Below are 26854 nucleotides of genomic sequence, written 5' to 3'. Positions count from 1 at the left end.
CGGAGAAGCAGATGGCAGAAGCTTTTGTGATCGACCGCGCGGCTATTCTCGAACGCCTGGGGGGCGACGAAGATATATACGCCATGATGCTCGACATGTTCGTGCAGGATGTCGATAACAACTGTGCGGCTATTGCCAAAGCTTTTGCCTCGGGCAACCCGACGGCGGTCCAGCGCGAGGCACACACCCTGAAAGGCCTGTTGGCCACGGTGTCCGACGATGTCGGCGCAGCCGACGCCTATGTCATCGAAAAGCAGGCCAAGGGTGGCGATATCGCTGGGCTGGATGGCGCGGTCGACGCGCTACAGCAGCGTATCCGCTATGTCGGCACGGTACTGCAGGCCGAGCTAGCCAAGTAATTCCGGCAGTTTGAGGGCGTCGGCAGCGGCGATTGCATCGCCACCCGCCAGGTAAGGCACGCTGCCCAGGCAGGGGGCCGGCAGCATTTCCTTCAGACAGGCCAGGTTTTCGTCGAAACGCGACATGGCCGGATCGACCCGATTGGCCACCCAGCCGACCAATTTCAGACCGCGGGCGGCGATGGCTTCCGCCGTCAGCAGTGCGTGGTTGATGCAACCCAGCCGCATGCCGACCACCATGATCACCGGCAAGCCGAGTTCGACCGCCAGATCGGCACTGCTGCGGTGCACGCCCAAAGGAACGCAAAAACCACCGACGCCTTCGACGATGACCAGATCGGCCTGGCGACGCGCCGTCTCGGTGGCGGCGACGATGGGTGGAAAGTCGATGCTGCGCCCTTCCTCGGCGGCGGCGATATGCGGCGCGATGGCCGCGGCGAAGCAATAGGGATTGATAATTGGGTCGGGCAGGACCACGCTGCTCGCCGCCTTGATGCGCTCGACGTCATCGTTCCTGCCCTGTTCGTCGGTGCCGGCGGCGACCGGTTTGAGGCCGGCAGCGCGCAGGCCGTCGCGGCGGGCTCGGTCGAGCAGGGCGCAGGTGATGAAGGTCTTGCCGATCTCGGTGTCGGTACCGGTCAGGAAAAAGGCGGAAGCGGTCATTTTCGGGCGAGCAGATAAATCACGTCGTAGGTGAGCGGCAGGCCAGACGGCGTGCGCAAGGTTTCGGCGGCGGCTTCGGCGCGGGCAAAGGCGGCACGGCTCATCAGGCTGGTGCGCCGGCCATCGCCGACCTGATTGGCGCCGACGGCCTTGACCGCTTTCAACAAGCTGCGGAAATCGAGGTAAAAGGCGGTTTCGGTTGCTTGGCCTACCGACACTTCGGCAAAGCAGGCGGCTTCCGCCATGGCGCGGATTTCCTCCGGCGTGTGGAAAACCAGGGTGTGCCGGTAGGCATCGACACCGGCGAAGGCGTGGCGCAGTTCCTTGAAAGTTTCCGGGCCCAGGCTGGCCAGGGCGAGCCAGCCGTCGCCGCGCAGGGTACGGCGCGCTTCGCCAAGCACGGCCGGCAGGTCGCACCACTGCACGGCCAGGCTGGACCAGTGCAGGTCGAGACTGCCAGCAGGCAAGGGCAGGCGTTCGAGGTCGCCGACCAGACGGGTGCAGGGGCAGGCGATGCGCTGCAACATGGCAGCCGAGAGGTCGAGCGCCAGCAGGTCGGCTTGTGCAAAGCGCTGGCGCAGCAGGGGCAGCGCGTAGCCGGTGCCGCAGCCGGCGTCGAGCACGCGCCTGGCAGTGGTCGTCGGCACGGCATCGAGCAGCGTGTGGCAGATGCGCCGCTGCACGTCGGCAGCGCTGTCGTAGGTCGCGGCAGCGCGTTCGAAAGACTGGCGAACGCGCGCCTTCGCGGGTTTATTCATCGATAAAGGCGCGGGCCGTGGCGAGGAAGTCGTCCGGGCGGGAAATGAAGGGGGCGTGCGCGCAGTCCTCGAAAATCGCCAGTTCGGCGCCGGGAATCAGGCGGGCCAGCATTTCGGCGGCGCCAACCGGCATCAGCGGGTCGGCCGAACCGTGGATGAGCAGTGTCGGCGCCTGCACACGAGCGGCATCGACGCGCAGGTCGACTTCGCTTAACCAGCGCAAGCCGGTGGCCAGCACTTCGCCGCTCGGGCGCGGGTCGGCCAGCTTGAGCAATTCCAGCGTGGTGGACTTGGCCTGGGCGTCGCCGCGGTTGAAGCCGCCGACGAAGCGCGGCAGCATGGCTTCGACGTCGGCCGCCACGGCGGCGGTGAATTCGGCCAGATTGGCCGGCGGCATGGCTTCCGGCCAGCCGTTGCGCTGCACGAAGGAAGCCGTGCCGGCGACCAGCAGCAGCTTGCTCACCTTGTCCGGATGGCGGCCGGCGACGGCCAGGGCCATCTGCGCGCCGAGCGACCAGCCGGCCAGTGTCGTGCGGGGTTGCAGGCGGCTGGCGAGATCGTCGACGGCCGCATCGAAATCGGCAATCAGCGGCGCGCTGCCATAACCCGGCAGGTCGAAAATCTGCCCTTTCAGGGCGTGCACGGCAGCATTCAGCGGGCCGCGGCCGAGACACCAGCCGGGCAGGAAGACGAGGGGAGCGTTCATGCGAGTTCCTTCAGGGTGGTGATTAGACGTTCGATGTCGTCCGCGGTGTGGGCCGCCGAAACGGAAATGCGCAGGCGGGCGGTGCCCTTGGGGACGGTCGGCGGACGGATGGCCGGCACCCACAGGCCGCGCTCCCACAACACTTTAGCGAGGGCGACCGCCGCTTCGTTGTCGCCGACGATCAACGGCTGAATGGCGGTGGCGGACGGCAGCAATGGCCAGCGCAGGCCGGCGAGGCCGTCGCGCAACTGGCCGATGCGGGCGAACAGGTTGGCGCGCAGCGCGTCGCCACCGCGGATCAGTTCCAGGCTCCGGGACAGGCCGCAGGCGATGGCCGGCGGGGTGGCGGTGGTGAAAATGTAGCTGCGCCCTTTTTGCAGCAGGTATTCGATGGCCAGCGCCGAGCCGGCGACAAAGGCGCCGCCGACGCCGGCCGCCTTGCCCAGCGTGCCCATCAGCAGGATGCGCTTCGCTGCCGGCAGGTTGAAATGGGCCAGCGCGCCTTCGCCATGCGGGCCGAGCACGCCGAAGCCGTGCGCGTCGTCGATGACCAGCCAGGCGTCGTAACGCTCGGCCAGGTCGAGCAGCAGCGGCAGCGGGGCGAGATCGCCGTCCATGCTGAATACGCTGTCGGTGACGATCAGCTTGGTTTTGGCGGTCGATGCGGCGAGCAGGCGTTCGAGGGCGGCGACGTCGCCGTGCGGATAGCGTTGCACGTCGGCGCCGTTGGCCTTGGCCAGCTGCATGGCGTCGATCAGCGAGGCGTGGTTCAGCTTGTCGGCAAACACCGCGTCGCCGCGCCCGGCGAAAGTCGGGGTGACGGCGAGGTTGGCCAGGTAGCCGGTGGAGAAAGTGAGCGTCCGTTCGAAGCCGGTGAAGGCAGCGAGCTCGGCCTCAATGGCCTCGTGCGGCGCCAGGTGGCCACTGACCAGGTGCGAGGCACCGCTGCCGGCGCCCCAGGCCAGCGCACCGTCGGCCACGGCTTGCGCGATGTCGCGATTGCCGGCCAGGCCGAGGTAGTCGTTGCTGGCGAAATTCAGCATTTCCCGGCCGTCCACCGCAGCAAGGCGGCCGCAAGGCGAAGCCAGCACGCGCCGACGGCGGGTCAGGCCGGCGGCGGCGATGTCGGCGAGTTCGGTGGTCAGGCGATCTTCGATCACGACAGGGCGGCTCCCAAAGCATCGGCAGCGACACGGGCGAGCGTGGCGATTTCGTCGTCGCCGACGATGTAGGGCGGCATCAGATAGACCGTATTGCCGATCGGGCGCAGCAGCGCGCCGCGATCCAGTGCCGCGCGGTAGAACTTGCGCGAGAAGTACGGGTCGTCGGTGACCACGTCGAAGGCGGCGATCATGCCGCGCTGGCGCAGGTGGCGCACCTTGTCGTGCCCGGCGAGCGGGGCGAGGGCGGCCGCGATTTTTGCCGATTTTTGCCGGTTCACCGCAAGCACGTCGTCGGCCGCGAAAATATCCAGTGTCGCCAGCGCCGCGCGGCAGGCCAGCGGGTTGCCGGTGTAGCTGTGCGAATGCAGGAAGGCGCGGGCCACCGAATCGTCGAGAAAGGCGGCGTAAATGGTGTCACTGCACAGCACGATGGAGAGCGGCAGGTAGCCGCCGGAAATGCCCTTCGACAGGCACATCAGGTCGGGGCGGATGGGGTTGCCATCAATCGCCGCTTGTTCATGCGCGAAGAAAGTGCCGGTGCGGCCGCAGCCGACGGCGATTTCGTCGCAGATCAGGTGTACTTCGTAGCGGTCGCACAGCTGGCGGGCGAGGCGCAGGTATTCCGGGTCGTACATCGCCATGCCGGCCGCGCCCTGCACCAGCGGCTCGACGATCAGCGCGGCGGTGCGCTCGCCATGTTGTTCCAGCCAGCTTTCCAGCCCGGCGGCGGCGCGGCGGGCCACGTCGGCCGGCGTTTCGCCGGTTTCGGCCTGGCGGAAGTCGGGCGAGGGCAGCACATGCGCCGCAGCGCGCACTAGCGGCGCGTAGGCATCCTTGAAAATCGCCACGTCGGTGACGGCCAGCGCGCCGACCGTTTCGCCGTGGTAACTGCCGGCCAGGCAGAGGAATTCCGACTTCTCCGGCCGGCCGACATTGCGCCAGTAATGAAAGCTCATCTTCAGAGCGATCTCGGTGGCCGACGCGCCATCCGAAGCGTAGAAGGCATGGCCGAGCGCGCCGCCGGTCAGGGCGGAGAGGCGTTCCGAGAGCTCGACCACCGGCTGGTGCGTGAAGCCGGCGAGCATGACGTGCTCCAGCGTTTCCAGCTGGTCGCGCAGCGCCGCGTTGATGCGCGGGTTGGCGTGGCCAAACAGGTTGGTCCACCACGAGCTGATGCCATCGAGGTAGCGCTTGCCGTCGAAATCGTAGAGCCACGGCCCCTCGCCGCGGGCGATGGGGACGAGCGGCAGGTGCGCCGGATCGTCCGCCCGCGTGTGGTGCTGCATCTGCGTGCACGGATGCCAGACGGCAGCCTGGCTGCGGGCCAGCCAGTCGGCGTTGCGCGAACTATCCATCGCGAGCTGTCAGTGCAGCGCCTGCGACGAACCGGCGTTGGGCTGCTCCGGCATTTCGGCATGCACCAGCTCGCCTTCGACGTTGGGGAACATCGGCGCGCCGCAGTCGTCGCAGAATTCCATCGGGAAACGGTGGTCGAGGAAGATCACGTCCTTGACGCCCGTTTCGCGCAGCGCCGCCTCGATCTCGCCGGCGACATCGGCGTTTTCATCCTCGGCGCCGAGCAGCGGCCAGACGATGCCGTGATAGATGTTGTCGGCGTTCTTCGGGCCGAGGCCGACGCGGTATTCCTCCATGCGGCGGTCGTAGCAGGGGCCGACGACGGCGCGGATGTCGGCCGGCATCAAACCGAGCGTGGTCTGCAGGAAGGCGATGGAGGCCTTGACCGAATAGCCGCGCGACAGGCGGTCGGCATTGCGGCAGGCGGCGTGGTAGGCGTCCGGCAGCAGCGGCTCCCAGGCGCAGCCGGTGAGCAGCGGTTCGAGATTGGGGCTGCCTTGCTTCAGCCATTCCTTCAGCGAATTTTCCTTGCTGCCGTCCTTCTCGTTCCAGCGGAAGAGGGCCTGGCCGCGCGGCAGCGCCATGGCGCCGATCAGGTAGCGCACGTCGGACAGGAAGCGGTTGGTTTCCGGCATCTGGCTGCTGTCTACCGTCAGCGCGCGGCCGGCCAGAGCCGCCTCGCCCAGCTCGCGGGTCAGCTGCCAGGTGTCACAGAAACTGCGCGGCAACTGGTCCGGGCTGAACAGGTAATCGGCCAGCGCCAGGCGGGCATCGGCGCCGAACACATGCGCGCCGAGCTGCACGGTCAGCGTTTGCAGCGTGCTCTTGGGCAGGCTGCTGGCGGGGATGGAAAAGCGCGACCAGGCCAGCACCGGCGCGGCGAAGAGCAGCACGTCGAAGGCTTGGCCCTGAAACTCGACTTGATGCGTTTCGGCGCGCGACTCGACCATGTCGGCCAATTCGTCATGGGCGCGCGGGTTGGCCTCGAACAGGCGGTCGAGCGCGATATTGATGTCGTCCTCGGCGCCGTTCTTCAACAGGCCATCGACGGTTTCCGCCAACTGGCTCTCCCAGTAGGCATCTTCCAGCTTGCCGCCGGATTCGGAAAGGCCAGTGGCCAGGCGTTGAAGTTCCGCCGCGTCGCGCGAAAGACGGTCGCGCGAGCCGAATCGGGTGCGTTTCATGGGTGTTCCAGTTAAAGCAAAAGAGGGATTTTACCAGCCGGGGGAGGGGAACGGCAGAAAGCGCGAAATTGGGCATCTGTGGCGGCTTGCCGCTCGGTGGCGATGGGTGAGCGGCAATATTGACCTGGAATAAGTGGCATCGCAGAATCTGGTTGCGGCCAATGGCACTGGAAAATTTGCGTGGGTGGTTGTGGAGGCTGTTGCGGTGCACCGCTTGTTTGGAATAATGACCACAATCGAGAGGAAAAACTTGGTCTGTCCCCGTTTTTCGCCGGTGTAAACGAAAACGGCTTGACTTTGGTGAAGTTGACAAAATGAGCGACTCCTTGAAGGACAAATTTCTGGCTACGCCTGAATGCCATGTCAAACGGGCATTTGAAAGTCTCGAAGGAGATTTGTTACTTTTGGAGCGACAATATCGCAGACTTAATCTCCCCGCTATTTTTCGCTCAATGGCGATGGCCCACGAAGACCTTGGTCTCATCGCCAGCTATGCCCATCATGACATGACCGCATTCAAGCAACACTGGTCCGTTGTCTCGAAACTCAGAGTACATGCTGCACGCCATGAGCCCGACAGCGAAAACTATGTGAGTGGCGGCACGATGTCCCAAGAAATGGAGCTGCTGTATGCCTTCGTCTCTGACGACCCGGCGGCAATCGAGGAAGTGGCTGCACTCGATACGCCACGATTGATTCGTTACCAGAACGATGCGAAGGCCAGAGAATTCACCTTCCACCTTGCCCAATTGGTCATCCGTGGCGACTACGAAGCAGCACATGCTGAGATCGAGCATGGCGCCAAAAAAGCGGGTGGCAGCCTTAAAAAAGCCTACGCCACTGGTACAGACTTTTACTCGCTCTTGATGAAAGGCGATAAAGCGGGGCTAGAAGCTTCGATCATGGACTACACCAAGCAGGAAGAGAAAAATACGCTGCCGACGCTCTGTGATTTTATCCGCCCCGTTAGTACCTTTCGTGCCAAGCTCTGCTGGCAAAAAGGCATCCCGGTCGAAATCGAGCACCCTATGGTACCGATGGCGTGGATGCCCATCGCACCACTCTCCCATTACGACGACATCTACGATTTCTTTGCGCCAGACTGGACGCCTCCGGATCAAAGCCTGTTCGCCCGCGTTACCCGTAAATTCCAGAGGAACTATCCCGCTGTCGAGGCGTGTATGGAACGTGTCCGAAGGATTGACATGATGAGGTCGGTTACGAACTCCCAAAAGACAGAGCCTCCTTTGTAACCCGCCTCCTGCTGCGGTGCACGACCCGTTTTGGGCAAAAACCAAAGTCGAGCAGAAGCACATACCAACGAAATAAATTGGGAATAAATTTGGGCAGACCACGGTTTATGGTGTCCTTGATAAAACCATGATCTGCCCCTGGTTTTTCTGGGGGCGTTGTTCTGGCATCCCGAATTTTGCTATTTACTGGTGACTCCTGCGGTGCACCTGCTTTTGGGGGCAAAAACCAAATTCCTTAGCTTCCCCGCCGCCTCGATTAAAATCCCGCCATCCCCAACCCGTTTCCCCAACCACCATGCTGCTCATTCTTTCCCCCGCCAAGGCGCTCGATTACAAGACGCCGCCGCATGTTGCCACTTATACGATGCCGGCTTTTCTGGAGCGTTCGGCGACGCTGATCCGTCAGTTGCGCGAATTGTCGCCGGCGGATATCGCCAATCTGATGGATTTGTCCGACCCGCTGGCGGTGCTTAATTTCAACCGTTACGCCGAGTGGAGCCTGCCGTTTACGCCGGAGAACGCCAAGCCGGCGGTGCTGGCCTTCGATGGCGATGTGTATGACGGGCTGGCGGCGAAAACCCTGTCGGCCGACGATCTGGCTTTCGCCCAGCAGCATGTGCGCATCCTCTCCGGCCTCTACGGCATCCTGAAGCCGCTCGATCTGATGCAGGCTTACCGGCTGGAGATGGGCACCAGGTTCAAGAACGAGGGCGGCAAGGATTTGTACGCTTTCTGGGGCGAGACGCTGCTCGCTGCGATCAATGCCGAGCTGGCCGACATGGCGCGGCCGGTGGTGGTGAATCTGGCTTCCGAGGAATATTTCAAGGCGGCGGTCGGCCGCAAGATTGCCGGCGAGGTGATCCAGCCGGTGTTCGAGGACTGGAAGAACGGCAAGTACAAGATCATCAGCTTCTACGCCAAGCGGGCGCGCGGCCTGATGACGCGCTACGCGGTGCTGAACCGGCTGACGCAGCCGGAGGATTTGCAGGGCTTCGACGCCGATGGCTACGCCTTTGCGCCGGAAGCCTCGGACAAGACGACCTGGGTGTTCCGCCGCCGCGAAAGTTGAAGTTTCGATTGAGGGGCTTGAAATCCATTTGGCCCGCCCCATCTACGGTATCGAGGCCGACTCCCTGCGGCCTTGGCGACCGCAACCCCCTCCTGTTACCCAACCCCCAACGGTCGTCTCCGAAAGCCCTGAACTCCCCCCGGTTCAGGGCTTTCATCTTTTTGTAAGCATCTGTGACGGTCAGGTGGCTGCCAGCCTTTTCGGCGGATAATGCGCCATCATCGAATGGGAGCGGAAAATGGCCGGAATTGAGCATTACGCACAGGATGTTGCAGAGATCGAAACCGAGCTGGTGCGCAAAGGCATCGCGCTGGGCTTGGATTGGTCGGATGAAACCGAGGTGCGGGCGCTGGCCCATGCGGCGATCAATAACCACGAGCGGGATGTCGAGCAGGCGGCGGCATCGCCCGGCGACTACCAGTTGATGGCCAAGGTCGAGTTGTATGGTCTGGCGGCGGTGATGCTGAAGACCATGCAGAAGAGCGCCGACGTCGGCATCCTGAGCCACGGCGGGCCGGTGTGGAAAGCATTCGCCAAGGCTTTGTGGACTGAGGCGGGGTTGAGCCAGCAGGGCTGAGGCAACGCTGCTTTTTAATCCGGCACAGGCTTTTTCTGTGTCGGCGGTTAGGCGGCCTCCGCCTGATTTGGCTGAGGCAGTTGCTCGGCGAGCAGCGCCGAGGCGGCGGCCGGCTTGAGTATCTGGAAGGCGAGCTTGGTCCGGCCGCGCAGCTTGAGCAGGGCCTTGTCCTTGCTGACCAATAGATGGGCGCCGCTGCGGGCGGCGAGTTCGAGGAACTTCTGGTCGTCGCGGTCCTTGCAGCGGGGCAGGGCAGGCGATTCGCCGGCTTCGATCACTTCGACCAAGGCACTGTAGCGGGCGTAGCGCTCGCTGATCATCTCCGGCGTCAATTTCAATTGCGGGTAGGTCAGCACGCGGCGCAATTCGTCGAGCGTGCTTTCATCGGCCAGGCAGGCGATTTGGCCGGCTTCGAGGGCGGCCATGATGGGCACGGCATCGACATTGGCCCAGTGGAAGAGGTCGAGAACGACGTTGGTGTCTAGAACGATACGCAGCATGGGACAGGATTATAATGCCCGCCTTTTCAAGCTCTTGCCGAAAGTTTGCCGATGTCCCGAATTCTTCTCGCCCCGATGGAAGGCCTGGCCGACCCGCTGATGCGGGACGTGCTGACGGCCATCGGCGGCTACGACTGGGGTATTTGCGAGTTCGTGCGCGTGACCGAGAGCGTGCTGCCCAACCGCACTTTCCTGCGCACCTGCCCGGAACTGCACAACGAGAGCAAGACACCGGCCGGCACGCCGATGCGCGTGCAGTTGCTCGGCTCCGATCCGCACTTCATGGCGGCCAATGCACGGCGCCTGGTCAAGCACAACCCGGCCGGCATCGATATCAATTTCGGCTGCCCGGCGCCGACGGTTTTCCGCCATCGCGGCGGTTCGGCCCTGCTCGGCGAGCCGGAACTGCTGCACGATATCGTCAGCGCAGTGCGTTCGCAGGTGCCGGCGCACATTCCGTTCACCGCCAAAATGCGGCTCGGTATCGAGGACAGCTGCTTGGCCGTCGATTGCGCCCAGGCCATCGAGGCGGGCGGGGCGGATGAACTGATCGTGCATGGCCGGACCAAGGTGGATGGCTATCGCCCGCCCGCGCGCTGGGCGCAGATCGACCGCGTGCGCGCGGCAGTGGAGATTCCCATCATCGCCAACGGCGAGGTGTGGACGGTGGAGGATTTCCGCAAATGCCAGGCGGAATCGGGCTGCGACGACGTGATGCTTGGCCGCGGTGCGCTGGCCGACCCCTGGCTGCCGCGCCGCATTCGCGGCGAGGAACCGGGCGGCTGGGACGAGCTGGTGCCGTGGGTATCGGTCTTCTGGCACGGCGTGCGCGAGCGCGTGTTGCCCAAGCACGCCGGCGGCCGCCTGAAGCAGTGGCTGATGCTGCTGCGCCGCCATTACCCGCAGGCCGAGGCGCTCTACCAGCAACTTCGCCCGGTCAAGGAAGCGGAAGCGATCGACCAGATGCTGGTCGAGGCCGGTATTCTCGAAGCCTTGCCGCTGGCCGCCTGATGGACGGCAATTCGCGTTTCATCAGCAGTGCGCAGCAAGGGCCGCATGCCGATCTGGAGGATTTGCTGCGCCGGCATCTGGCGCATCCCTTCCGCAAGCCCATCCTCGACTACAACCGCGCAGCGTTTGCCGAAGCGATGGCGGCGTGGCGGGCGTGGAACCCCGAAGCGCCGTTGATCCTCGATGCCGGTTGCGGCGTTGGCTGGAGTACGTTGCGCATCGCCGAGCGTTATCCCGATCATTTCGTGCTGGGCGTCGATCAGTCGAGCGACCGCCTGGAGCGCGGCAAGCCGACGGTGCTGCCGGCCAATGGGCGGCTGCTGCGGGCCGATCTGGTCGACTTCTGGCGCCTGCTGGCGGAAAACGGCGTGCGCCTGGCCCGCCATTACAACCTTTATCCGAACCCCTGGCCCAAGATCGGCCACCTGGCGCGGCGCTGGCATGGCCATGCGGTATTCCCCATTTGGCGGGAGCTGGGCGGAGAGCTGGAGTGCCGCAGCAACTGGCGCATCTATATTGAGGAAATGGCCATCGCCTTGTCGCTGCTGAGCGGCCAGCCGATGGCGGCCGAGCCGTATGCGACTGACGATCCGATGACGCCCTTCGAGAAGAAATATCTCGCCTCAGGCCACGAACTGTGGCGATGCCGGGTGAATTTCGGATGAGCGTTTGCCAGAGCTGCGGCGCCTGCTGCGTGTCGTTCAGAGTCGATTTCCATCCGGCCGAACTGGCGGGCGGGGCTTACGCCTGGGGCGAGGGCGTGCCGGTCGAGATGACCGTGCCGGTGACGGCGAGCATCGTGCGCATGCGCGGGACGGATGGGCCGGAGCCGCGTTGCGTGGCCCTGCAAGGTGAGGTTGGGCAGTGCGTCGGCTGCACGATTTACGACGTTCGGCCGTCGCCGTGTCGTGAATTCGATATCGAACACGCGGCCTGCAAAAAAGCACGCCAGCGGGTGGGCTTGCCACCGCTGGCGTTGTAGTTTCCGCTTTGTTTTTTGGCCTTTTCAGGCCGTGCACCGCAGCAGTCCGCTTTTTGCCGTCAGATACGGAAGCGGCGGACGTTATCCTTGAGGCTTTGCGACAGGCCGACCAGCAGGTTGGAGCGACGGCTCGACTCGGTTGATGCCGCATGGGTCAGGTCGGTGCCCTGGGCGATCAATTCGATGCGCTGGGCGATGTCGGTACTGGCCGCCGTCTGCTCGCGCAGGGCTTCGGCGATGGTTTCGATGGCCTGGCCGACACGGATGGCCGATTCGTCCATCTTGACCACGGCATCGCGCACTTCGGCCGTCCGGCCAGCACCATCGAGAGCGCGCTCCTTGGCGCGGCTCATCATGGCGAAGGCGTCGTCGGTGCTCTGGCGGATGCCGGTGACGATGCTGGAAATCTGCTCGGTCGACTTGGTGGTCAATTCGGCCAGCTTGCGCACTTCGTCGGCAACGACGGCAAAGCCGCGCCCTTGCTCGCCGGCACGGGCCGCTTCGATGGCAGCGTTGAGCGCCAGCAGGTTGGTCTGGTCGGCGATTTCGCGGATGGTCTGGACGATGCCGGTGATGTTGCCAACCTTGGCCGACAGTTCTTCCATGGTCGTTGCCGCCTCGGACATGCCGGAGGCGACCTGCTGGATGATGTCAGTCGCCTGACCGACCACCTGCAGGCTTTCATGGGCCTGGGTTTCCGATTCTTGCGACAGGTCGCCGGCCTCGTTGGCACTTTGCGACATGGAGCCGATGCTGACCGTCAGTTCCTCGACGGCCGCAGCGATGGCCGTGGTGGCCGAACTCTGTTCCTCGGCGGTCTGGGCCAGGCGGGCGGCATCGCTGCGCATGGCTTCGCTTTCGCTGACCACCGTTTCGGCACTCTTGGCGGCTTGCGCGATCAGATCGTGAATCTGCGACTGCATCACCTGCATGGCGGCCAGGATGCTGGTCTGGTCACCCGGTTGTACGTGCGGCCGCTCGCTCAGGTCACCCTGGGCGAAACGCTGGAGCAGGCCAGCGGCGTAGCTCGGCTCGCCACCGACCTGATGGAAAATGCCGCGGCCGACCAGAACGGTGATGACGGCGACGACGAGCAGGCTGATGGCGCTGAGAACGATGGCGAAGGTACGCGAGCGGCTTAGGCCGTCGAGCAGTTCGACGCGATCCTTGGCGGCGGCTTCTTCGGAGGATTTGACCTGTTCCAGCAGATTGTCGCGGACCATGCGCCAGGCCGGGGTTTCCTTGCCAACGAGCAGGGCTTGCGCCTCTTCACGGCTGCCTGCCTTGACCAGATCGATGACCTGAGCCTGCAAGGGCAGCCAGGCATCGATGTCACTCTTCATCTTGTCGGCTTTCGGCTTGTCGCCTGAAGCTTGCAAGAGTTGAACCAGTTTGTCGGATTCGGAGCGGAAGACTTCATCGGCCTTGGCAAAGTTGTCGTACCCCTTCTTGTTGGCCGGATCGAGCAGGATGTTGCGGAGCGCTTGCCCCTTCTGCAGGCCGTTGGCATAGGCGGTAACGGCGGAATGGCGAACGGCGATGCGCTCGTCGATGAAATCGTGGAGCAGTTTTTCGCTGCTGAAAGTGAACCAGATGGCAGAGATCGCTACGATGGCGACACTCAGGGCGCTGACGATGCCAAGCAGCCACAGGCGCCCTTTGAGGGATTGTTGGTTGGGCACGACAAATTCTCCGGGATGACGGGTTAGCTTATTAGTGTTTTGTAATGCCCTGATACTATATCAAATGGCGTAACAATGTTGGAAAATACCTATAAAAATCCGTCAATTACAATAAAATTATAATAATCGTCATACGCTTCCCCCTAGGATTTCTAGGTATTTTGCTTTGTCCCCATTTTGGTGGGGTAAGTCTGTGGATAAATTATGGGTAAGCTTCGCAAGTAACCGCAGCGACAAGGTTTTTGCCGTGCTGCTTAAAATTTGAGCGGGGGTTGGGCGGCTGTGGTTTTTGGCTGCCGGGTCTAGTCAGTGCAGTGCTATAACATATAAAATATATAAGACTTGCGAGTCGGCCTCGTGAAGCTACAAGCCGAACCTTTCGGCCGCCGCCATTGTCGTAAAATATTCGTTTCCCTAGAGCAACCCTTTACGAAAGGAAGTCGCCGTGCTTGAAGCCTATCGCGCCCACGTTGCAGAGCGTGCAGCCCTCGGTATCCCGCCGCTGCCCCTGTCCAAGCAACAGACCACCGAGCTGGTCGCCCTGCTGAAGAATCCTCCGGCTGGCGAAGAAGCCAACCTGGTCGAGCTGATCACCTATCGCGTTCCGGCCGGCGTGGATGACGCCGCCAAGGTCAAGGCCGAGTTCCTGGCCAAGGTTGCCAAGGGCGAAGAAGCCTGCGCGCTGATTTCCAAGGAAAAGGCCACTGAACTGCTCGGCACCATGCTCGGCGGCTATAACGTCAAGCCGCTGATCGACCTGCTCGGCTGCCCGACCTGCGGCGCCGTCGCTGCCGAAGGTCTGAAGAAGACCCTGCTGGTGTTCGACTACTTTCACGATGTCGCCGAGCTGGCCAAGGCCGGCAACGCCAACGCCAAGGCCGTTATGCAGTCCTGGGCCGACGCCGAGTGGTTCACCTCGCGTCCGGAAGTCCCGGCTTCGCAGAAGCTGACCGTCTTCAAGGTGACGGGCGAAACCAACACCGACGACCTGTCGCCGGCCCCGGATGCCTGGTCGCGTCCGGACATCCCGCTGCACGCCCTGGCCATGCTGAAGAACCCGCGTCCGGGTATCGAAGCTGACGAGCCGGGCACCCGCGGCCCGATCAAGCAACTGGAAAAGCTGGCTGCCAAGGGCAACCTGATCGCCTACGTCGGTGACGTGGTCGGTACCGGTTCTTCCCGCAAGTCCGCCACCAACTCCGTGCTGTGGTTCACCGGCGAAGACATTCCGTTCGTCCCGAACAAGCGCTTTGGCGGCGTCTGCCTGGGCTCCAAGATCGCCCCGATCTTCTTCAACACCATGGAAGATGCTGGTGCGCTGCCGATCGAAATCGACGCTGGCCAGATGGACATGGGCGACGAGATCGAACTGAAGATCGACTCCGCCACCGGCAAGGTCACCGCTACCAAGAACGGTGCCACCATCGCCGAATCCCAGCTGAAGACCCTCGTCATCCTCGACGAAGTCCGCGCTGGCGGCCGTATCCCCCTGATCATCGGCCGTGGCTTGACCGCCAAGGCGCGTGAAGCCCTCGGCCTGCCGGCCTCGACCCTGTTCCGCCTGCCGCAGCAGCCGAACGATCCGGGCACCGGCTACTCGCTGGCCCAGAAGATGGTCGGTCGCGCCTGTGGCCTGCCGGAAGGCAAGGGCATCCTGCCGGGTACCTACTGCGAACCGAAGATGACCACCGTCGGTTCCCAGGACACCACCGGCCCGATGACCCGCGACGAACTGAAGGATCTGGCTTGCCTCGGCTTCTCCGCCGACATGGTCATGCAGTCCTTCTGCCACACCGCCGCTTATCCGAAGCTCGTCGACGTCAAGATGCACCGCGAACTGCCGTCCTTCATCAGCACCCGCGGCGGCGTTGCCCTGCGTCCGGGTGACGGCGTCATCCACTCCTGGCTGAACCGCCTGCTGTTGCCGGATACCGTCGGTACCGGTGGCGACTCGCACACCCGCTTCCCGATCGGCATCTCCTTCCCGGCCGGTTCCGGTCTGGTCGCCTTTGCCGCCGCCACCGGCGTCATGCCGCTGGACATGCCGGAATCCGTGCTGGTTCGCTTCAAGGGCAAGATGCAAGACGGCATCACCCTGCGCGACCTGGTTAACGCCATTCCGCTGTGGGCCATCAAGCAGGGTCTGCTGACCGTCGAGAAGAAGGGCAAGAAGAACATCTTCTCCGGCCGCATCCTCGAAATCGAAGGTCTGCCGGATCTGAAGGTCGAACAGGCTTTCGAACTGTCCGACGCTGCCGCCGAGCGTTCCGCCGCTGCTTGCGCCATCGCCCTGAACAAGGATCCGATCGTCGAGTACCTGCGTTCCAACATCACGCTGATGAAGTGGATGATCGCCGAAGGCTATCAGGATGCCCGCACCCTGAAGCGCCGCATCGCTGCCATGGAAGAGTGGATCAAGAACGGTGAGCTGCTGAAGGCCGATGCCAACGCTCAGTACGCTGCCGTGATCGAGATCGACCTGGCCGAGATCACCGAGCCGATCGTCGCTTGCCCGAACGATCCGGACGACGTCAAGGTCCTGTCCGAAGTCGCCGGCGACAAGATCGACGAAGTCTTCATCGGTTCCTGCATGACCAATATCGGCCACTTCCGTGCTGCCGGCAAGGTCCTGGACGGCAAGAGCGACATCCCGGCACGCCTGTGGATTGCCCCGCCGACCAAGATGGACGCCCTGATCCTGACCGAAGAAGGCTACTACAGCGTTCTCGGCAAGGCCGGTGCCCGTATGGAAATGCCGGGCTGCTCGCTGTGCATGGGTAACCAGGCCCAGATCCGCAAGGGTTCCACCGCGATGTCCACCTCGACCCGCAACTTCCCGAACCGTTTGGGTATCGACACCCGCGTTTACCTTGGCTCCGCCGAACTGGCTGCCATGTGCGCGCTGCTCGGCAAGATCCCGAGCAAGGAAGAGTACATGCAGTACATCCAGGTGGTGAACGCCAAGGCGGCCGACATCTACCGCTACATGAACTTCGACCAGATCCCGGCCTTCGTCGAAGTCGCCGAGACCGTCGAGATGTAAGACTAAGCCTGAGTGCCCGCCCGGTTTTTGCCTAAAACCGGGTGTGCACCGCAGCAGTCAATAAAAACCCCCGTCAGGAAACTGGCGGGGGTTTTTCATTGTTGGAATGTCACTGCAGAGCAATGCCGCTGTGCTTGACCACAGGAGCCGGCGACGGCGATACTGCGGCCCCGTTCCAACACCTGTTTGACTCTCTCCCAATGGCCGCTTCCAAAAACCGTATCGACTGGGCTCTTCTCTGTTTACGTCTTGCCGTGGGCGGCATGGCCTTCCTGGCGGGGCTGCAACCTTTGATGCATGCGGCCTTTCCCGGCAATCAGGCGCAGGCGCTGCATTGGGGCTTGCATTTGGCGGAGATGCTGTGCGGCGTCTTCATGGTGCTGGGTTTGTGGATGCCGGTCGCCAGCTTTGGCCTGGCGCTGATCATCGGCTACCCGCTGGTGATGGGCTGGATGCATGGGGCGGCCTTGTTCGGCAACCTGCATGGTTTGTTCCTGCTGCTTGTTGCCTTTGCTTCGGCATTGGGCGGCGCGGGCAAGTGGGCCTTGGGGCGCGGTTGAGCGCAAAGCGTTCGAATTTGCTCGAATCCGGCCAAGCCCGGTTTTTGCCCTGAACGGGCAGTGCACCGCAGCAGTCGTTAAAAAGCCCCTGGCGGATTCCGGCAGGGGCTTTTTGTTGAAGCAGGGGAGAGCTCAGCTCGAATGCAGTTCGGCGTGGCGGGCGAGGGCCTTGGCGCGGGCTTCGGCCAGGCGGGATTTGACCCGGTCAGGCAACTCCGCCCCGTCGTCCTGAACCTGAGCCATGGCGTGGGCTTCGAGCGCCTTCAGCCGTGCCATCATCAGGCGCAGCCTGACGTTGTCGTTGAACAGGGTGGTATTGGCCGCTTCCTGCTGCTCGTCGTCGCGGACGACGCGCGGCCGGCTGTAGAACTGATGCAGGGGCAGCACTTCATAACCATCGTTGTTGCTGTCTTCATCGTCGAAGTAATTTGGCTTGAACTTGCCCTTTTCCTTCTCGTGCAGATTCGACAGCAGCAATGCCATCTGCTGGCGCTCGGAGCGGCTCAGTAACTGGGCGGGGATGGTGTGCGGCTTGGCCGCCTGGGCGACCTTCTTGGCGGCGCGCAGCTTGGCCATCGGGTTGATCGGCTTCAAGACCTCGATGACCGGCGCCGGCTGGGCAATGGCGCTGACCGTCACTTCCTGATTGCTGCTGGCGTCGATCAGCGACACGGCCTCCTCGGGCAAAACGTCCGCGGCGTGCAGGTTGAGCGAAGCGAGGAGGGCGGCTGCCCCGAGCAATAGGCGATACAACTGGATATCCATGAAAAACACAGGCTACGGATTCAGCCGTAGTTCGTACGTGGGTATTTTAGCAAAAATGAATGCAGCCGGCCGCGAAAATTTCCCGATTCGGCTTTTTTTACAATTGCTTACGGAGGTCGGGTCAGGCTTTGCGCAGGAAGCAGGCCTTCAGCATCATCTGGCCGGCTTCGGTCTTGCAATCGATTTCATGGTCGCCGTCGACGATACGGATGCCCTTGATCTTGGTGCCTTGCTTGAGCGTCGTCGAGCTGCCCTTGACCTTCAGATCCTTGATCAGCACGACGCTGTCGCCGTTCTGCAGCACGTTGCCGTTGGCGTCCTTGACGATGCGCTCGCCTTCTTCCTCGGTGGCGGCAGCCGCTTGTGGCCACTCGAAGCCGCAGTCGGCGCAGACGTAGTTGTCACCGTCGGGATAGGTGTTTTCCAGGGTGCATTGCGGGCAGGCGGGAATGCTGGACATGCCGTTCTCTCTGAGTGGTTATTTTGGAAAGGGCGACATGGTACGCCCTGGCGACCGATCAGGCGACCGGTATTTTGGCCAGGAAACGGTCGAGCTGGTTGGCGAAAGCCTGGCGATCGGCATGGCTGAAGGCATTCGGGCCGCCGGTCTCGACCCCGGCGCTGCGCAGTTCTTCCATGAAATTGCGCATGGCCAGTCGCTCGCGGATGGTGGCGGTGGTGTACATCTCGCCACGCGGGTTCAGCGCGTGCGCGCCGCGCTCGATGACCAGCGAGGCGAGCGGGATGTCGGCGGTGACGACGAGGTCGCCTGCCGTCACCTGCTCGACGATGTGCGCATCGGCCACGTCGAAGCCATGCGCCACCTGGATGGCGCGGATGTATTTCGACGGCGGCGTGCGCAGCATCTGGTTGGCGACCAGCGTGGTCCGGATCTGCCGACGCTCGGCGGCGCGGAAGATGATTTCCTTGATGACGCCGGGGCAGGCGTCGGCATCGACCCAGATTTCCATGCTTACTTGGTCGGCAACGGGGCGAACTCGGCCGGCACCCAGGCGTAGCCGCCCTTGGCTTCCCTGCGGACGTGGCCGATGCCGGGGAAGGGCAGGTGCATGCCGGCGATCATCAGCTTTTCCTTTGCCGCCAGTGCCCAGATGCGCTTGCGGGCGACGACGGCCTGCTTCGGGTCGTTGTCGAACTCGAAGGCGACTTCCGGGCGAGCGAATTGAACAGCGTGGTTATGCACCAGGTCGCCGAGGATCAACAGCTTTTGCTCGCCGTTGTTCAGCAGATAGCTGGCGTGGCCTGGCGTATGGCCGTGCGTATCGACGCTGGAAATGCCGGCGACCAGTTCGCGGTCGCTGTCGAAGGTCTTCCATTTGCCGGCGGCGAGATAGGGCGCAGCAGCGTCGCGCGACATCTTGAAGAAAGGCTGGAAGTCTTTCGGCGCCTTGGCGGCAATCTCTTCGCTCAGCCAGAAGTCGTTGTCGGCCTTGGCCGACCAGACTTCGGCGTTGGCGAAAACGCGCTGGCCTTCGGGGGTGACCAGACCGTTCACATGGTCGCCATGCAGGTGGGTGACGAGCACGACATCGACCTGCTCAGGCCGGTAACCGGCAGCTTTCAGGTTGTCGACGATGTTGCCCAGGCCAGGCCCGAACAGCTTGGCGGCGCCGGCATCGACCAGCACCAGTTTGCTGCCGGTGTTGACCAGGTAGGCATTGACCGCAGTCTGCACCTTGGGGCCCTTGAGGAACTGTCGGGCGAGCAGGCGCTGCACGTCGCGCGACTGGATGCCCTTGAGCAGCTTTTCGTCGAGGTCGATGGCGCCGTCGTACAGCGCGGTGACTTCGAAACTGCCGACCATCAGCCGGTAGTAGCCGGGAACCTGGGTCTTCTGTACCGGGGCGTCGGCCGCGGCCAGGCCGGAAACGGCCAGCAGGGCGGCAAGGAGGAGGTGGCGCAAGGGTTTGATCATGGTCTTCCTCTCATCTGGGTTTGGGGAGGTGCAGTATCCCATGAAAGTATGAAATCTGACGGCTGGCAAACAGGCTATACTCGGCCGCACAGACCATTCAGATAAGAAAAATATGTCGCTGCGCTTTTGTGCTCTGCTGCTTGCCTTGCTCTATTCCCAAGCCTTGTGGGCGATGAATGTGCTCTTCATCAACCCAGGGCGCTCCGACGAGTTGTATTGGATGACTGCCAGCAAGGCCATGGAGGCTGCAGCGCGCAAGCTTGATGTTCGCCTTGAGGTGATCTATGCCGAGCGGGAGCATTTTCGTGTTGTCAGCATTGCGCGCCAGATATTGGATCGGCCAAAAAGTGCCTGGCCGGACTATGTGGTCTTCTCCAACGATTACGCGACAGGGCCCGAGTTGCTGCGCCTGTTTGGCGAGGCAGGGATCAAGACCTTCATGGCGTTCAGCGGCATCAGCAACGGATTCGAGCGCCAGAAACTGGGTTTGCCCAGGGAGCGCTTCAAGAGTTGGCTCGGTTCGCTTGAGCCGCACGCCGAGGAAGCCGGCTATCAGACGGCAAAACGGCTGATTCAGCTTGGGCGCCAGGCCAAGGCACAGGCGCCGGACGGCATGCTGCACATGCTGGTGGTCAGCGGCGATCGGTCGACGCCAAGTTCCTTGCGGCGCAGCGCCGGGATGCGCAAGGCGGTGTTCGAAGCCGCCGACGTGGTCGTCGATCAGGAGGTTTATGGCGCCTGGAGTCGGGAAAAGGCCGAAGAGCAGGCGGCCTGGCTTTACCAACGCTATCCCGGCACCCGCCTGGTCTGGGCGGGTAACGACCTGATGGCTTTCGGGGCCATGGCGGCTTGGGAAAAACGGGGTGGCAAGCCGGGCAAGGATGCCTGGTTCAGCGGCATCAATACTTCCGAGGAGGCGATGGAGAGCCTGCGTAGCGGTCGCCTCTCGGCGCTTTCCGGCGGGCATTTTATCGCCGGGGCTTGGGCCTTGATCATGCTTTACGACTATCACCACGGGCGCGATTTCGCCAAGGACGAGGGATTGGAACTCGATCAGTCGATGTTTGTCTCTTTCACTCCTCAACTGGCAAGCCGCTTTATCGAGCGTTACGGCAAAATGGATTTCGATCAGGTGGATTTTCGTCGCTTCAGCAAGGTGCTGAATCCCGGACTCAAGCGCTATGACTTCAGCTTTGGTCAATTGTTGAAGTGAGCGTGCCGGCATGAACGAACCCCAATTCCGATCCATCGCCCGCAGTCTGACCGGGACCATCTGGCGCCTTGCGACGCTGTGTGCCCTGTTGATCGCATTGGTGCAGACAATCGTCTCCTACAAGAGCGTGCAGGACGAGTTTCAGCTCGAATTGCGCCAGATTGGCCTGACCTATGTGCCGCTGATTTCGTCCAGTATCTGGGATATCGAGCCGAACGTCGTGCAATGGCAGCTCGATAATCTGTCCCAGCGCAGCACCATCGGTTTCGTCCGGCTGAAGGTGGAGACCGGCCAGATGTTCATCGCCGGACGCAAGGATCTGGCCGAAGGCGAAGCCTCGCGCCGCTTCGATGTGCCGCCGCCGGATCGCTCCGTCGGTACGATCGGGACGCTGGAGGTCTATGCCAATCCGGCCGCTTTCTACGCCGAGTGGGCCTATAACGTCGGCGTCTCAGTATTGGTTTATGGTTTCCTGACCATGCTGATCTGCTTTGTTGTCAGCTACATGCTGCGCCGCGACCTGGAAAACCCCATGCGCCAGATTGCCCAGTTCGTGGCTAATCTCTCGCCGGAGAGCCTGACGGCACCCTTGGCGCTGGAGCGCAAGAATCATCGCGGCAAGGACGAGATCGACCTGGTGGTCGAAGGCTTCCGTGTCTTGCAGGAAGGCATCGACCGCCATATCGGCAACCTGGATCACCTTGTCCGACTGCGTACGGCCGAAGTCGAGGAGGCCATGGTGTCGATCCGTCGGCTGTCCCAGATCGATACCCTGACCGGCTGCTTCAACCGCCGTTTCTTCAACGAGCAGATCGGCCGCGAGTTGGAGCGGGCAGCTCGCTACAACCGCAGCTTGAGCGTGCTCTTCTGCGATATCGACCACTTCAAGCAGATCAACGACAGCTACGGACATCTGGCGGGGGATGAGGTACTCAAGGCGGTTGCCGGCGAGTTTCTGGCCGACCTTCGGAGTAGTGTCGACTGGGTGGCGCGCTACGGCGGCGAGGAGTTTGTCATCGTCCTGCCAGAGAATGGGCTGGACGAAGCTTGCGTGACCGCCGAGCGATTGCGTCACAAGATTGCCGAAACCTTGGTGGTGCCGGTGGCCGACCAGGATTTAAGAGTGACCGTGAGCTTCGGCGTGGCTCAATATGAGTTCGGCTTGAGTGCGGCGCAACTGCTTGAGGCCGCCGATCAGGAGTTGTACAAGGCGAAGGCCGCCGGGCGTAACCGGGTCAGTGCCCCGGCGCGTGCCTTCCTGGCAGATTGAGTCGCTGACTTAGCTGAAGAAGGCGACCCAGGCGGCCAGCGCGAAGCAGGCCAGCATCAGATAGCCGGCCAGGCCGCCGAGCACCATTTGCCGGTCATTGTTCTCGCGGCCGACCTTGAGCATCTCGGTGACGATGACGCGGCGGCCGTAGCGTGCCTCGCCGTCCTGGCCGATGCGGATGGACACCAGCGCGGCAGCGATACCGACCAGCAGCAATAGCGGTACCGGTGTTTTCGTCCAGGCGATCCAGGCCGCCGGCAGAACCAGCGCGAGCACGGTGATGGCGCGAATCAGCAGGTGCAGCCAGGGTTTGTCTTTCATGCCGGGCGGCTCCCCATGACTTCACCCATGCGGATGGCGCGGGTCGGCGACCATTCCGGGTTGAAGGCCAGGCTGTTTTTCGGGAAGAGCATGACGACCGTCGAGCCGAGCAGGAAGCGGCCCATTTCCTGGCCTTTTTGCAGGTGCACCGCAGCAGTGCCGTTCGACGTGTCGTAGCGCCATTCGCGGACGACGCCGGGGCGCGGCGGATTGACCGTGCCGTGCCAGACCGTCGCCATGCTGCCGACGATGGTGGCGCCAACCAGGGTCAGCACGAAGGGACCGAATTCGGACTCGAAGACGCAGACCACGCGCTCGTTGCGGGCGAAAAGGCCTGGTACGCCGCGTGCCGTGGTCGGATTGACCGAGAACAGGGCACCCGGCACATAGATCATGCGCGTCAGCTTGCCGGCGCAGGGCATGTGGATGCGGTGGTAGTCGCGCGGGCTGAGGTAGAGCGTGGCGAAGCTGCCGTTCTCAAATTGCTCGGCCAGCTTGCGATCGCCGCCGACCAGTGCGGTGGTCGAATAGCTGTGGCCCTTGGCCTGGAAAATCTGGTCGCGCTCGATGGCGCCGAACTGGCTGATCGCGCCATCGACCGGGCACAGGAAATCGGCTTCGGCCAGCGGGCGAGCACCATCGGCCAGCGGCCGGGTGAAGAATTCGTTGAAGCTCTTGTAGCTGGCGATATCCGGATTGGCCGCTTCCGCCATGTTCACGTTGTAGCGGCCGACGAACCAGCGGATCACGCTCGTCGTCAGCGCCCCTGCCTCGGCCGAGGCCAGTTTGCCCGCCAGCGCGGTGAGCGCCTGCTTGGGAATCAGGTATTGGGGCAAAACGGCAAGGCGATCGGACACGGGCGAATTCCAGTGAGAAAACGCACGATTATACGGGCTTGCGTGCCATCGGCCTATGCGCCCTCCATTCGCACAGCTTTGTTGCTGAAACGCATTGCATCGCCTCTGCATATGCCTGCGTAATCCGGATAACATGCCGAGCTATCCGAATTTTTGCGAGGTGTTTCGATGCATCCGATCTCTCTTTATTGCACTGCCATCCTGGGTGGCCTGGTCTTTCTCCTCGGCCTGTTCGTTTCGATACAGCGTTTTCGCAACAAGATTGGCTCCGGGCAGGCCGAGGAGAGAAATGCGCTGATCAACCGGGTGATCCGGGCGCACGGCAATACCACCGAGTTCGCGCCTTTCCTGGCCATTCTCTTTCTTTATCTGGGCAGCCATAACCCGTCCAGCCTCGTGCTCGGGCTGATCGTCGTCGCCACGCTGTGCCGCTGCCTGATCGTTGCCGGCCTGATCGGCTACGCCAACATGAATCGGCCGAATCCGCTTCGCTTCACCGGTGCGCTCGGCACCTACCTGGCTGGCGCCGGCCTCTGCCTGGCCTTGGTCGTGGGCGGCTGAGCCGCGGAAAACGCCGGAAACAACTTGGTCACACGCCGATACACGGCATTACGTTTCTGCTGACATCCGGGGCGAAACCGGCTGCGTTATTCGCTCTAAGGCGCTGCGAAAAAGTTGGCAGCACCGAGTAACGAACAAACCAACCCGTTAAGGAGAAACAAAATGCAAGTTACCAAGACCCTGATCGCCCTGACCGTTGCCGCTGGCTTCGCTTCCGCTTCCTTCGCCCAAGGCACCGCCGCTCCGGCCGCCGCTGCCCCGGCTGCGCCGGCCGCCAAAGTGACCGCCCCGGCCCCGGCTGCCGCCGAGAAGAAGGTCGAAGCGCCGAAGGCTGCCGAACCGGCTGTCGAGAAGAAGGCCGAAGCTGCCAAGCCCGAAGCCAAGCCGGCCAAGGTGAAGAAGCACAAGGAACACAAGGCCGAAAAGGTTGAAGTGAAGACCGAAGCCAAGCCGGCCGCTGCACCTGCACCGGCTGCCGCCCCGGCCCCCGCTGCTGCACCGGCTGCCAAGTAACACGCAGCCCTGAAACGACAAAACCCCCGGCCTCCAAAACCGGGGGTTTTGTTTTGTCGGTTGAAAATTGCCTGTTTTGGCCTGTGCACCGCAGCAGCGAGGCAATGGCAGCGCTGCTGCGTTAGTGCTTGGAATACAAGCCGACGCGGTTGCCTTCACAGTCGAGGAAGAGGGCAATGAAACCGATGTCGTTGCCGAGATCCGTCTTCGGCATCAACACCTGGCCGCCAGCGGCGGGAATGCGGGCAAGTACGGTGTTCAGGTCGTCGCCTGCCGCCAGGTAAACCAGGGTGCCGTTGTCGGCCGGCTGCATCTGCGGCATTGCGACCAGCGCGCCGCCGGGTGACAGTTCGTCGTGCGGGAAAATCGCCATGCGGATGTCGCCCATGGTCTCAAGGTGCAGTTGGCAGGCGAATACCTTCTGGTAGAAGGCCGTGGCGCGGGCAAGGTCGGTGGTGGGCAGTTCGAACCAGCTGATCGGGGTGTTCATCGTTTTCTCCTGGGCAATGAAGCCGACGACGTGTCGGCGATGAGTGCATTGTCGGCAGGGGCTACTGACAACGTGGTGTCAGGAGGCTTGGATTTGCCTGCGATAGCGCGTGCTATCCTGAAATCCTGCCAATTCCGGATGAATTTTCCGCCCATGCGTCCCGCCGACCGTCTATTCCAGATCGTGCTGATGCTGCGTCACGGCCGTGTCGTCACCGCACGCGCTCTGGCCGAGGCGCTCGAGGTGTCGGAACGCACCATCTATCGCGACATCGCCGACCTCATTCAGTCCGGCGCGCCAATCGATGGCGAGGCTGGCGTCGGCTATCGACTGCGGCGCGGTTATCAGGTGCCGCCACTGATGTTCACCGGCGAGGAACTGGAGGCGCTAGCCATCGGCGCCAAGTTGGTCGGTGCCTGGGCTGATCCGGCCTTGGGCAAGGCGGCGGAAATGGCGATGGCGCGCATCGAAGCAGTGCTGCCGCGCGAACTGGAGGAAAAGATCGCCACTCGTAGCCGGCGTTTCCTGGCGCTGGACATGATGCAGCCGGCGCCGCTACGCGAGCCGATGGCGGTGCTGCGCGAAGGCATGGAGCACGGGCGCAAGGTCAGCGTGGCGTATCGGCGGGGCGATGGCGAGTTTTCACAACGCATCCTGTGGCCGCTTGGCCTGGTCTTCTGGGGGCGTTGCTGGACCCTGGGCGCGTGGTGCGAGTTGCGCCAGACCTTCCGCACCTTCCGCGTCGATCGCATCGAACGGGTGGAATTGCTCGAAAGCGGGTTCGACGACCGTTACGGCCATCTATGGGAAGAGTATCTGGCGCGGGCGCGCAGCGAGGCGCATGAGCGCCGGCGCGGCCCGGCGGAGGACGCCACTTAGCCGGACCGGGTATTTTGGTTTTTGCCTGTTTTGGGTAGTGCACCGCAGGAGCGAGCCATTCGGCGCGCCCCGGCGCTGGATCTCGCCCGGCTTATTCGCCGACTGCTTCCGCCGATGGCGTTTCGGCCTCTGCCGCCTTGGCCCAGCGTTCGCGCCGCCATTTTTCCCGTTCGCCGTTGGCGCAGAAGGTCCAGGCCACGATGCGGCTTTGTTTTTGACCCTGGGCCATGTCGAGGATGCGCGATTCGACCACCTTGGCCTTCTTCAGCGCGGCTTCGATATGCACCAGGTTGTCGGCCTTGGAGACGAGGCTGGTGAACCACAGCACGCGCTTCGGGATTTGCGTGCTTTGTTCGATCATCGATTTGACGAAGGCGCGTTCGCCGCCGTTGCACCACAACTCGGTGCCGCCGCCGCCGAAATTGAGGCGTGGCTGGACCGTGCCCTTCTTGGCCCCCGGCTTGCCGAGGTTGTTCCACTTGCGCTGGCTGACGGCCAGCACTTCGTCCGGCGAATTGTGGAAGGGCGGGTTGCACATCGAGAAATCGAAACTTTCGCCCGAGCGCAGCAGGCCGGTGAAGATGTTGTCCCACACCGGCTGGTGGCGCAGCTCGATGTCTGCGGTCCACTGCGGGTTTTTGCCCAAAATGCTCTGCGCGTTGGCGAGCGCCGCTTCGTCGATATCCACGCCGAGGAAGGACCAGCCGTATTCGGCATGGCCGATCAGCGGATAAACGAGGTTGGCGCCGGTGCCGATGTCCAGGCCGCGCACGCCGGCGCCGGTCGGGATCGCTTTCCTGTTACAGGTGGCGAGCAGGTCGGCGATGGTGTGCAGGTAGTCGGCGCGGCCGGGAATCGGCGGGCACAGGTAGCCGGCGGGAATGTCCCAGCCCTTGACGCCGTAGTGATGCATCAGGATCGCGCGATTGAGCATCTTGACCGCTGCCGGGTTGGCGAAATCGATGCTCGGCGTGCCGGCCGGCGTGGTTTTTATATGTTTGGCGAGCGCCGCCGAAGTGGCGGCCAGCGCGGCGAAATCGTAGCCGTCGGCGTTCTTATTGCGCGGGTGCATGATGGTCTTTCTGGGCGTGGGGCGCGATTGTCCCACGAAAGCCTGTCGCAAGCACGACAAAGGCGATTTTCTCCAGTGAATTGATTTTTAAGCCTTTCGGCGCGTGCACTG

Annotated in this window: 30 protein-coding genes; 14 read left to right on the top strand and 16 right to left on the bottom strand. The window is 62.9% G+C overall.

The window, feature by feature from the left end; all coding sequences use genetic code 11:
• Positions 1-11: 11 nt before the first annotated feature.
• Positions 12-359, top strand: coding sequence for an Hpt domain-containing protein (locus WIF35_RS05880; protein WP_412480629.1), 348 nt, complete (start codon positions 12-14; stop codon positions 357-359).
• Here WIF35_RS05880 and bioD read toward each other — a convergent pair.
• From bioD to WIF35_RS05850, 6 genes are read right to left on the bottom strand one after another with little or no spacing between them, the layout of a single operon-like run.
• On the bottom strand, positions 348-1022 hold the full coding sequence (gene bioD, locus WIF35_RS05875; protein WP_412480628.1) for a dethiobiotin synthase: 675 nt from the start codon (positions 1020-1022) through the stop codon (positions 348-350). The two genes, WIF35_RS05880 and bioD, sit on opposite strands and share 12 nt — an antisense overlap.
• Complete coding sequence (gene bioC / locus WIF35_RS05870) at positions 1019-1780, bottom strand: malonyl-ACP O-methyltransferase BioC (RefSeq protein ID WP_412480627.1); 762 nt, start codon at positions 1778-1780, stop codon at positions 1019-1021. Before bioC ends, bioD begins: the two co-directional genes overlap by 4 nt.
• Positions 1773-2486, bottom strand: coding sequence for an alpha/beta fold hydrolase (locus WIF35_RS05865; RefSeq protein WP_412480626.1), 714 nt, complete (start codon positions 2484-2486; stop codon positions 1773-1775). The genes bioC and WIF35_RS05865 overlap by 8 nt, the downstream gene beginning before the upstream one ends.
• The gene (bioF, locus tag WIF35_RS05860) at positions 2483-3646 is read right to left on the bottom strand and encodes an 8-amino-7-oxononanoate synthase (RefSeq protein ID WP_412480625.1); all 1164 of its coding nucleotides are present in this window, start codon (positions 3644-3646) and stop codon (positions 2483-2485) included. Before bioF ends, WIF35_RS05865 begins: the two co-directional genes overlap by 4 nt.
• On the bottom strand, positions 3643-5004 hold the full coding sequence (gene bioA / locus WIF35_RS05855) for an adenosylmethionine--8-amino-7-oxononanoate transaminase (protein ID WP_412480624.1): 1362 nt from the start codon (positions 5002-5004) through the stop codon (positions 3643-3645). Before bioA ends, bioF begins: the two co-directional genes overlap by 4 nt.
• A gap of 9 nt (positions 5005-5013) precedes the next feature.
• Positions 5014-6189 carry a DUF2863 family protein gene (locus WIF35_RS05850; RefSeq protein ID WP_412480623.1) on the bottom strand — a complete coding sequence of 392 codons (1176 nt, stop codon included), beginning with the start codon at positions 6187-6189 and terminating at the stop codon, positions 5014-5016.
• Positions 6190-6503: 314 nt separating this feature from the next.
• On the opposite strand from WIF35_RS05850, the gene WIF35_RS05845 reads away from it, so the two are divergent.
• The 3 genes from WIF35_RS05845 to WIF35_RS05835 all read left to right on the top strand — a co-directional run bounded on the left by WIF35_RS05845 (position 6504) and on the right by WIF35_RS05835 (position 9088).
• The gene (locus WIF35_RS05845) at positions 6504-7442 is read left to right on the top strand and encodes a hypothetical protein (RefSeq protein WP_412480622.1); all 939 of its coding nucleotides are present in this window, start codon (positions 6504-6506) and stop codon (positions 7440-7442) included.
• A 295-nt stretch (positions 7443-7737) separates the two neighbouring features.
• Positions 7738-8511: a peroxide stress protein YaaA gene (gene yaaA / locus WIF35_RS05840; RefSeq protein WP_412480621.1), complete on the top strand. Its 774-nt coding sequence runs from the start codon at positions 7738-7740 to the stop codon at positions 8509-8511.
• 238 nt (positions 8512-8749) lie between these two features.
• Complete coding sequence (locus tag WIF35_RS05835) at positions 8750-9088, top strand: hypothetical protein (RefSeq protein WP_412480620.1); 339 nt, start codon at positions 8750-8752, stop codon at positions 9086-9088.
• Between the two features lie 47 nt (positions 9089-9135).
• On the opposite strand, the gene WIF35_RS05830 is transcribed toward WIF35_RS05835, so the two are convergent.
• Positions 9136-9588, bottom strand: a complete 453-nt coding sequence (locus WIF35_RS05830; RefSeq protein WP_412480619.1) for a putative toxin-antitoxin system toxin component, PIN family — start codon at positions 9586-9588, stop codon at positions 9136-9138.
• A 51-nt stretch (positions 9589-9639) separates the two neighbouring features.
• Here WIF35_RS05830 and WIF35_RS05825 point away from each other — a divergent pair, with 51 nt between their 5' ends.
• The 3 genes from WIF35_RS05825 to WIF35_RS05815 are packed head-to-tail and all read left to right on the top strand — an operon-like array spanning position 9640 to position 11581.
• Positions 9640-10599, top strand: coding sequence for a tRNA dihydrouridine synthase (locus WIF35_RS05825; RefSeq protein WP_412480618.1), 960 nt, complete (start codon positions 9640-9642; stop codon positions 10597-10599).
• Positions 10596-11264, top strand: a complete 669-nt coding sequence (gene trmB / locus WIF35_RS05820) for a tRNA (guanine(46)-N(7))-methyltransferase TrmB (protein ID WP_412481219.1) — start codon at positions 10596-10598, stop codon at positions 11262-11264. The genes WIF35_RS05825 and trmB overlap by 4 nt, the downstream gene beginning before the upstream one ends.
• A 29-nt stretch (positions 11265-11293) precedes the next feature.
• Positions 11294-11581 (top strand): YkgJ family cysteine cluster protein, encoded by a 288-nt coding sequence (locus WIF35_RS05815; protein ID WP_412480617.1) that lies wholly within the window; start codon positions 11294-11296, stop codon positions 11579-11581.
• A 59-nt stretch (positions 11582-11640) separates the two neighbouring features.
• Here WIF35_RS05815 and WIF35_RS05810 read toward each other — a convergent pair whose 3' ends face one another.
• The gene (locus WIF35_RS05810; protein ID WP_412480616.1) at positions 11641-13263 is read right to left on the bottom strand and encodes a methyl-accepting chemotaxis protein; all 1623 of its coding nucleotides are present in this window, start codon (positions 13261-13263) and stop codon (positions 11641-11643) included.
• 445 nt (positions 13264-13708) lie between these two features.
• On the opposite strand from WIF35_RS05810, the gene WIF35_RS05805 reads away from it, so the two are divergent.
• Entirely contained in the window at positions 13709-16306 is a 2598-nt protein-coding gene (locus tag WIF35_RS05805) for a bifunctional aconitate hydratase 2/2-methylisocitrate dehydratase (RefSeq protein WP_412480615.1), read from the top strand.
• Positions 16307-16506: 200 nt separating this feature from the next.
• A complete protein-coding gene (locus WIF35_RS05800) occupies positions 16507-16866 on the top strand; it encodes a hypothetical protein (RefSeq protein WP_412480614.1) in 360 nt (119 codons plus the stop codon).
• Positions 16867-16998: 132 nt separating this feature from the next.
• On the opposite strand, the gene WIF35_RS05795 is transcribed toward WIF35_RS05800, so the two are convergent.
• The 4 genes from WIF35_RS05795 to WIF35_RS05780 all read right to left on the bottom strand — a co-directional run bounded on the left by WIF35_RS05795 (position 16999) and on the right by WIF35_RS05780 (position 19567).
• Entirely contained in the window at positions 16999-17631 is a 633-nt protein-coding gene (locus WIF35_RS05795; protein ID WP_412480613.1) for a hypothetical protein, read from the bottom strand.
• 121 nt (positions 17632-17752) lie between these two features.
• Positions 17753-18091: a zinc ribbon domain-containing protein YjdM gene (locus WIF35_RS05790; RefSeq protein ID WP_412480612.1), complete on the bottom strand. Its 339-nt coding sequence runs from the start codon at positions 18089-18091 to the stop codon at positions 17753-17755.
• Positions 18092-18149: 58 nt separating this feature from the next.
• Positions 18150-18602, bottom strand: coding sequence for a YaiI/YqxD family protein (locus tag WIF35_RS05785; protein WP_412480611.1), 453 nt, complete (start codon positions 18600-18602; stop codon positions 18150-18152).
• A 2-nt stretch (positions 18603-18604) separates the two neighbouring features.
• Positions 18605-19567 carry an MBL fold metallo-hydrolase gene (locus WIF35_RS05780; RefSeq protein ID WP_412480610.1) on the bottom strand — a complete coding sequence of 321 codons (963 nt, stop codon included), beginning with the start codon at positions 19565-19567 and terminating at the stop codon, positions 18605-18607.
• 112 nt (positions 19568-19679) lie between these two features.
• Here WIF35_RS05780 and WIF35_RS05775 point away from each other — a divergent pair, with 112 nt between their 5' ends.
• Both WIF35_RS05775 and WIF35_RS05770 read left to right on the top strand, forming a co-directional pair.
• Positions 19680-20780 carry an ABC transporter substrate-binding protein gene (locus WIF35_RS05775; RefSeq protein WP_412480609.1) on the top strand — a complete coding sequence of 367 codons (1101 nt, stop codon included), beginning with the start codon at positions 19680-19682 and terminating at the stop codon, positions 20778-20780.
• Positions 20781-20790: 10 nt separating this feature from the next.
• Complete coding sequence (locus WIF35_RS05770) at positions 20791-22050, top strand: diguanylate cyclase (RefSeq protein ID WP_412480608.1); 1260 nt, start codon at positions 20791-20793, stop codon at positions 22048-22050.
• Positions 22051-22059: 9 nt separating this feature from the next.
• Here the strand turns inward: WIF35_RS05770 and WIF35_RS05765 are convergent, their stop codons facing one another.
• Positions 22060-22371, bottom strand: coding sequence for a hypothetical protein (locus WIF35_RS05765; RefSeq protein ID WP_412480607.1), 312 nt, complete (start codon positions 22369-22371; stop codon positions 22060-22062).
• Positions 22368-23228 carry an archaetidylserine decarboxylase gene (gene asd, locus WIF35_RS05760; RefSeq protein WP_412480606.1) on the bottom strand — a complete coding sequence of 287 codons (861 nt, stop codon included), beginning with the start codon at positions 23226-23228 and terminating at the stop codon, positions 22368-22370. The genes WIF35_RS05765 and asd overlap by 4 nt, the downstream gene beginning before the upstream one ends.
• Before the next feature lie 168 nt (positions 23229-23396).
• Between asd and WIF35_RS05755 the strand changes: the two genes are divergently transcribed.
• Positions 23397-23789 carry an MAPEG family protein gene (locus tag WIF35_RS05755; RefSeq protein WP_412480605.1) on the top strand — a complete coding sequence of 131 codons (393 nt, stop codon included), beginning with the start codon at positions 23397-23399 and terminating at the stop codon, positions 23787-23789.
• A 162-nt stretch (positions 23790-23951) separates the two neighbouring features.
• Complete coding sequence (locus tag WIF35_RS05750) at positions 23952-24302, top strand: amine oxidase (RefSeq protein WP_412480604.1); 351 nt, start codon at positions 23952-23954, stop codon at positions 24300-24302.
• A 121-nt stretch (positions 24303-24423) separates the two neighbouring features.
• Here the strand turns inward: WIF35_RS05750 and WIF35_RS05745 are convergent, their stop codons facing one another.
• Positions 24424-24792, bottom strand: a complete 369-nt coding sequence (locus tag WIF35_RS05745; RefSeq protein WP_412480603.1) for a VOC family protein — start codon at positions 24790-24792, stop codon at positions 24424-24426.
• Positions 24793-24945: 153 nt separating this feature from the next.
• Here WIF35_RS05745 and WIF35_RS05740 point away from each other — a divergent pair, with 153 nt between their 5' ends.
• A complete protein-coding gene (locus tag WIF35_RS05740) occupies positions 24946-25671 on the top strand; it encodes a helix-turn-helix transcriptional regulator (RefSeq protein WP_412480602.1) in 726 nt (241 codons plus the stop codon).
• 91 nt (positions 25672-25762) lie between these two features.
• On the opposite strand, the gene rlmF is transcribed toward WIF35_RS05740, so the two are convergent.
• Positions 25763-26743, bottom strand: coding sequence for a 23S rRNA (adenine(1618)-N(6))-methyltransferase RlmF (gene rlmF, locus WIF35_RS05735; protein ID WP_412480601.1), 981 nt, complete (start codon positions 26741-26743; stop codon positions 25763-25765).
• Between the last annotated feature and the right edge of the window lie 111 nt (positions 26744-26854).

Origin of the sequence: Azonexus sp. IMCC34839, assembly GCF_047047955.1 — a bacterium.
In the GTDB taxonomy this organism is placed as follows: Bacteria; Pseudomonadota; Gammaproteobacteria; order Burkholderiales; family Rhodocyclaceae; genus Azonexus.
Note: the sequence above shows the minus strand (reverse complement) of the source record. Positions and strands in the feature narration are given on the sequence as shown.